This is a genomic window from Streptococcus sp. A12 (genome assembly GCF_905372335.1).
Classification (GTDB): Bacteria; Bacillota; Bacilli; order Lactobacillales; family Streptococcaceae; genus Streptococcus.
Genome location: NZ_CAJPOU010000010.1, coordinates 37,933 through 43,932 on the forward strand (window position 1 = coordinate 37,933; position 6,000 = coordinate 43,932).

At 42.7% G+C, this 6,000-nt stretch carries 7 protein-coding genes; 5 read left to right on the forward strand and 2 right to left on the reverse strand.

The window, feature by feature from the left end; genetic code table 11:
* Positions 1 to 45 precede the first annotated feature (45 nt).
* The 5 genes from QZ158_RS02590 (at position 46) to QZ158_RS02610 (ending at position 4,177) form a co-directional block, all read left to right on the forward strand.
* Positions 46 to 732: a phosphopantothenate--cysteine ligase gene (locus QZ158_RS02590; RefSeq protein ID WP_293874412.1), complete on the forward strand. Its 687-nt coding sequence runs from the start codon at positions 46 to 48 to the stop codon at positions 730 to 732.
* 5 nt (positions 733 to 737) lie between these two features.
* Complete coding sequence (gene coaC / locus QZ158_RS02595; protein WP_293874415.1) at positions 738 to 1,277, forward strand: phosphopantothenoylcysteine decarboxylase; 540 nt, start codon at positions 738 to 740, stop codon at positions 1,275 to 1,277.
* Positions 1,274 to 1,846: an ECF transporter S component gene (locus tag QZ158_RS02600; RefSeq protein WP_125329433.1), complete on the forward strand. Its 573-nt coding sequence runs from the start codon at positions 1,274 to 1,276 to the stop codon at positions 1,844 to 1,846. The genes coaC and QZ158_RS02600 overlap by 4 nt, the downstream gene beginning before the upstream one ends.
* Positions 1,847 to 2,001: 155 nt before the next feature.
* Entirely contained in the window at positions 2,002 to 3,720 is a 1,719-nt protein-coding gene (locus tag QZ158_RS02605) for a phospho-sugar mutase (RefSeq protein WP_125329434.1), read from the forward strand.
* 109 nt (positions 3,721 to 3,829) lie between these two features.
* On the forward strand, positions 3,830 to 4,177 hold the full coding sequence (locus tag QZ158_RS02610; protein ID WP_293874427.1) for a thioredoxin: 348 nt from the start codon (positions 3,830 to 3,832) through the stop codon (positions 4,175 to 4,177).
* Between the two features lie 26 nt (positions 4,178 to 4,203).
* On the opposite strand, the gene mutY is transcribed toward QZ158_RS02610, so the two are convergent.
* Positions 4,204 to 5,358 (reverse strand): A/G-specific adenine glycosylase, encoded by a 1,155-nt coding sequence (gene mutY, locus QZ158_RS02615; RefSeq protein ID WP_293874429.1) that lies wholly within the window; start codon positions 5,356 to 5,358, stop codon positions 4,204 to 4,206.
* Between the two features lie 91 nt (positions 5,359 to 5,449).
* Positions 5,450 to 6,000, reverse strand: a 551-nt coding sequence (locus QZ158_RS02620; protein ID WP_293874432.1) for a phosphate acyltransferase, incomplete at its 5' end; no start/stop codon positions are given.

Here is a 6,000-nt window from a genome sequence, read left to right on the forward strand (position 1 = left end):
TGTTCCTGGCTTTACTAAAATATAAAATTCTTGTAAAATAAGCCTATGAATATTTTGATTACTTCCGGTGGGACGAGTGAAAAGATCGATCAGGTTCGTTCGATTACGAACCATTCCACTGGTCAACTTGGAAAAATCATTTCCGAACGTTTTTTAGAGGCAGGTTTTTCTGTGACTCTGGTAACAACTCCAACTGCGGTTCAGCCTAAAGAACATCCTCATTTAAGAAAGATATTTATCAAAAATGTCGCTGAACTTCAAACAGTTCTTGAAAAAGAAACTCCAACTCACCAGGTGCTCATCCATGCTATGGCCGTCTCTGACTACAGCCCTGTCTATATGTCAGGTTTCCAGGCTGTCAAAGAAGCTAGCAATTTAGAGCAATTTCTCCATCAAACCAACCAGGAATCGAAAATTTCTTCAGAGGAAGATTACCAAGTTCTCTTTTTGAAGAAAAATCCTAAGTTGATTTCCTTAGTAAAAACGTGGAATCCAAATATTCGCTTGATTGGCTTTAAACTGCTGGTTGATGTAGCACAGGATCAACTCCTATCCGTTGCTCGTGCTAGTCTCGAAAAAAATCAGGCAGAAATGATTGTTGCCAATGACTTAAGCGAAATTCAAGACGGAAAACATCGTGCTTACTTAGTTACGAAAGATGCTACTCAAATAGCCGAAACGAAATTGGATATTGCTCAAAAAATTTATCATCACATTAGGAACAAAGGATAAAACCTATGGCGAATATACTACTGGCTGTAACTGGGAGCATTTCTGCCTACAAGGCAGCAGACCTCACCAGTCAATTGACCAAGCTCGGTCACCAGGTAAAGGTTCTGATGACTCCTGCAGCTACAGCTTTTATTACCCCTCTAACACTTCAAGTCCTCTCCAAACAAGCTGTCCTGGTAGAAGTCATGACAGAAGAGGATCCAAAACAAATCCAACATATTGACTTGGGGAAAGAGGCCGATCTTTTTCTAGTCGCACCTGCTAGTGCCAATACCATTGCAAAATTAGCCCACGGCTTTGCAGATAATATCGTAACAAGCACTTCTTTGGCCCTCCCGTCTGAGGTGAAGAAATTCCTAGCACCCGCTATGAATACCAAGATGTTGGACCACCCCGCTACACAAAACAATCTTGAAACTCTAAAAAGCTACGGCTACCAAATCATCCCACCGCGTGAAGCTTTACTAGCTTGTGGCGATCAGGGATCTGGCGCTTTAGCTTCCATCGAAACCATTCTAACTACTATACAGGAGTCGCTCTCATGAGAAAATCTTCTTCATCCATTGCACAAATTTCTATCTTCTTCGCTATCATGGTGACCATTCATTTTACATCAACCATGATCTTCCAATTCTTCCCCTTTCTAATTCCACCGACTTTCGTTCATATTCCAGTGGTGATTGCCTCCATTCTTTATGGACCTCGTATTGGTGGGACCTTGGGACTCTTGATGGGACTCTTTAGCCTTACCATCAACACCATCGTTCAGCTACCAAGTAGTTATTTATTCAGTCCCTTTGTTGAAAAAGGAAACATATACTCTCTGATCATCGTACTGGTTCCCCGTATCCTCATCGGGATCACCCCTTACTTTGTGTACAAGTTGATCCATAATAAGTCCGGACTGGCAATCGCTGCAGCTGTTGGATCTTTCACCAACACTTTCTTTGTGCTTTCAGGTATTTTCATCTTCTTTTCAAAAAATTATCCAGGTGGTATCCAAGCCTTCCTCGGCGCTGTTTTAACCACCAACTCATTGATTGAGGTCCTTGCGACAGTCATTCTGACACTAGCGATCATCCCACCTCTCTCAAAAGTTAAGAATTCATTATAAGTCATTTTCGATTATCACACTTTTCAAATGGAGGTGTGATTTTTTTGTGGACACTCAGCATATAAATTTGAAAACAATTGCTATTGAATCTAGTTTTTTCAGAAAAAAAATGCTATAATGTAAGCGATTAATTTATAGAAATAAGGAGTTGCACTATGACTTATCAAGAAAACTTCCAAAAATGGGCTGATTTCGCTGATTTACCAGATTACCTTCGTCGTGATTTGGAAAACATGGATGAGAAAACGAAGGAAGATGCCTTCTACACAAACCTTGAATTCGGTACTGCAGGTATGCGCGGACTGATTGGTGCGGGTACAAACCGTATTAACATCTATGTAGTCCGTCAAGCAACCGAAGGTTTGGCTCGTTTGATTGAATCTAAAGGTGGAAAAGAAAAAGAACGTGGTGTAGCCATTGCCTACGATAGCCGTCACTTCTCTCCAGAATTTGCCTTTGAATCAGCAGCCGTTCTTGCAAAACACGGTATTAAATCCTATGTCTTTGAAAGTCTCCGTCCAACTCCAGAACTTTCATTTGCTGTTCGTCACCTCAACTGCTTCGCAGGGATCATGATTACTGCTAGCCACAACCCTGCTCCGTTTAACGGATACAAGGTTTACGGTGAAGATGGTGGTCAAATGCCTCCACACGACGCGGACGCTTTGACAACCTATATCCGTGCCATCGACAATCCATTCGCTGTAGAAGTTGCGGATGTTGAAGCTGAAAAAGCATCTGGTTTGATTGAAGTCATCGGTGAAGCTATTGATGCTGAATACCTCAAAGAAGTAAAAGACGTTAACATCAACCCTGCCTTGATTGAAGAATTTGGTAAAGACATGAAGATTGTCTATACTCCTCTTCATGGTACTGGTGAAATGTTGGCTCGTCGTGCTCTTGCTCAAGCAGGATTTGACTCTGTTCAGGTCGTTGAGGCTCAAGCAACTCCAGATCCAGACTTCTCAACTGTTAAATCTCCAAACCCTGAAAGCCAAGCAGCCTTTGCTCTTGCTGAAGAACTTGGTCGCCAAGTAGGCGCTGATGTTCTTGTCGCAACTGACCCTGACGCTGACCGTGTTGGTGTTGAAGTCCTTCAAAAAGATGGTAGCTATCTCAACCTTTCAGGTAACCAAATCGGTGCTATCATGGCTAAATACATCTTGGAAGCCCATAAAAATGCTGGTACTCTTCCAAAAAATGCAGCCCTTTGCAAATCTATCGTATCAACTGACTTGGTAACTAAGATTGCTGAAAGCTACGGCGCAACTATGTTCAACGTTCTGACTGGTTTCAAATTTATCGCTGAAAAAATTCAAGAATTTGAAGAAAAACACAATCACACTTACATGATGGGATTTGAAGAAAGCTTCGGTTACTTGATTAAGCCATTCGTACGTGATAAAGATGCCATCCAAGCTGTCCTTGTCGTTGCTGAGCTTGCTGCTTACTACCGCTCTCGTGGTTTGACACTTGCTGACGGTATCGAAGAAATCTACAAAGAGTACGGCTACTATGCTGAAAAGACAATCTCTGTTACACTTTCTGGTGTTGACGGTGCTGAGCAAATCAAAGCGATCATGGCGAAATTCCGTGAAAACGGTCCAAAAGAATTCAATGGAACTGCCATCGCTGTCGTTGAAGACTTCAAAGCACAAACATCTACTGCCGCTGATGGCACTGTAACAGCCTTGACAACTCCTCCAAGTGATGTATTGAAATACACACTTGAGGATGGTTCTTGGATTGCCGTTCGCCCTTCAGGTACAGAACCAAAAATCAAGTTCTACATTGCCGTTGTTGGTGAAAGCAACGAAGATTCTCAAGCTAAAATTGCTAACATCGAAGCTGAAATCAATGCCTTTGTAAAATAAGCAACCACAAAAGATGAGATCAACCAATCTCATCTTTTTTTCGTATCAAAATACAGCATTTTTTCGCCCTTTATGGCATACTAGATTTATAAGAAAGCGAGGTAATCTCATGGAACAATTTTTAGAAGATATTAAAGATCTTGAAGTAACCACTGTTGCGCGTGCGCAAGAAGCCATCGATCAAAAAGAAACAGCAACCTTCTTTATTGGACGTAAGACTTGCCCATATTGCCGTAAGTTCGCTGCTAAATTAGCAACGGTAGTAGCCGAAACTAAAGCCCATATCTACTTCATTAATAGTGAAGAACCAAGTCAACTTGATGCTTTGCAAGCCTTCCGCTCTACCTATGGCATTCCTACTGTTCCTGGATTTTTACATGTCGAAGCCGGTGAAGTTACCGTTCGCTGCGACTCATCCATGTCAGAAGAAGAAATCAAAGCAATCGCTCATCTATAAAAAATTAGCTAGAGATTATTCTCTAGCTAATTTTCATTTTCTGTAAAAGCCGTCCAAATCTTCTGCTGAGGTTTGGCAAAAGGATAGGCCGAAAATTCTTCTGGTTGCAACCAAACAGTCGATTCACTGGTTGCTTGTTCTCCTTCTTTTACCAATCCGTACCGGATTTGAACCTGCCACTTGCGATGCGAAAAGACATGCTGGACCAAGGGATAAGTTCTCTCTTGCCAATCAATGACCAAGTCATAGTCCTGTTCAAAGGAGAGAATCTCTAGATTGTCCTCTGCTTGTTCTTTCTCATCCAATAGAGACAATTGGCCCAGATTCTCAGATAGACTATCCACTTCAATCATGGGAAAATGCCAGAAGCCTGACAAGAGTCCTTCTCGTTCATTTTTTTCCAGCAGGTAGCGCCCTTGACTATCCTTGACAATAAAGGCTGTTAAATAAACGGGTACTGGTTTCTTCTTTGGAGCCTTGATGGGATAGCGATCCATGGTCCCATGCTGATAGGCCGCGCTAAACTCTTTTACAGGACTCTCTTCCGGACGTGGATTGACTGGGGATTCAATATCTGAGCCCAAATCCATCAAAGCCTGATTGAAATCACCCGGGCGGTCTGGATCAATCAAGACTTCCATCATGGCCTGAAAAATCTTGCGATTAGTCGGGATTCCGATATCGTAGTCTACCTCAAACAAACGAGCTAAAACTCGCATGACATTGCCATCCACTGCTGGCTCTGGCAAGCTAAAGGCAATACTGGCTATAGCACCAGCTGTATAAGGTCCAATTCCCTTGAGTTGAGAGATAGCCTCATAGCTTGATGGGAAAACACCCTCATGGTCCTCCATGATTTGCTGGGCAGCTTTCTGCATGTTGCGGACCCGTGAGTAATAGCCCAAGCCCTCCCAAGCTTTTAATAGCTTTTCTTCCGGAGCCTGAGCCAGATCTGCAATCGTCGGAAAGCAATCCAAAAAACGCTCATAATAGGGAATCACGGTATCCACTCGTGTCTGCTGGAGCATAATCTCTGAGATCCATATTTTATAAGGATCTTTCGTCCGTCTCCAGGGGAGATCCCGTTTATTGGCATCGTACCAGGCTAATAACTTTTCTCGGAAAGAGGCAATTTTTTCCTCCTCCCACATATTAATCCCATAGTCTTTTAAATCCATCATATTCCTAGTATACCATAGAATGGGTTCTAGTTTAGAGATTCTGACTCTACCATAAAAAGGCTTAGGAAATTCCTAAGCCTTTCAATTATTCTTATTGTTCCACAGCTTGAGCTGCTGTGATCAAGGTCAATTTGTAAACGTCATCTGCATTACATCCGCGAGAGAGGTCGTTAACTGGTTTGTTCAACCCTTGCAAAACAGGACCTACTGCGGCAAAGCCACCAAGACGTTCTGCCATCTTGTACCCAATGTTTCCTGCCTCAATACCTGGGAAGATAAAGACATTGGCTTGTCCTGCCACCTTACTTCCTGGCGCTTTCAATGCTGCTGTTTCTGGTACAAAGGCAGCGTCAAATTGCAATTCCCCGTCAATTTCAAGGTCTGGGCGAAGATCATGAGCGATTTTTGTTGCCTCAACAACTTTATCAACACTTTCACCGAAACCAGAACCTTTAGTTGAATAGCTCAACATGGCGATTTTCGGATCGATGCCAAACATCTTGGCTGTGATAGCAGAGTTGATGGCAATTTCTGCCAATCCTTCAGCATCCGGACTGATGTTAATCGCACAGTCTCCAAACAAGTAACGTTCAGATCCACGAACCATGAGGAAGGCACCTGAAGTGCGTTTGACATTCGGAC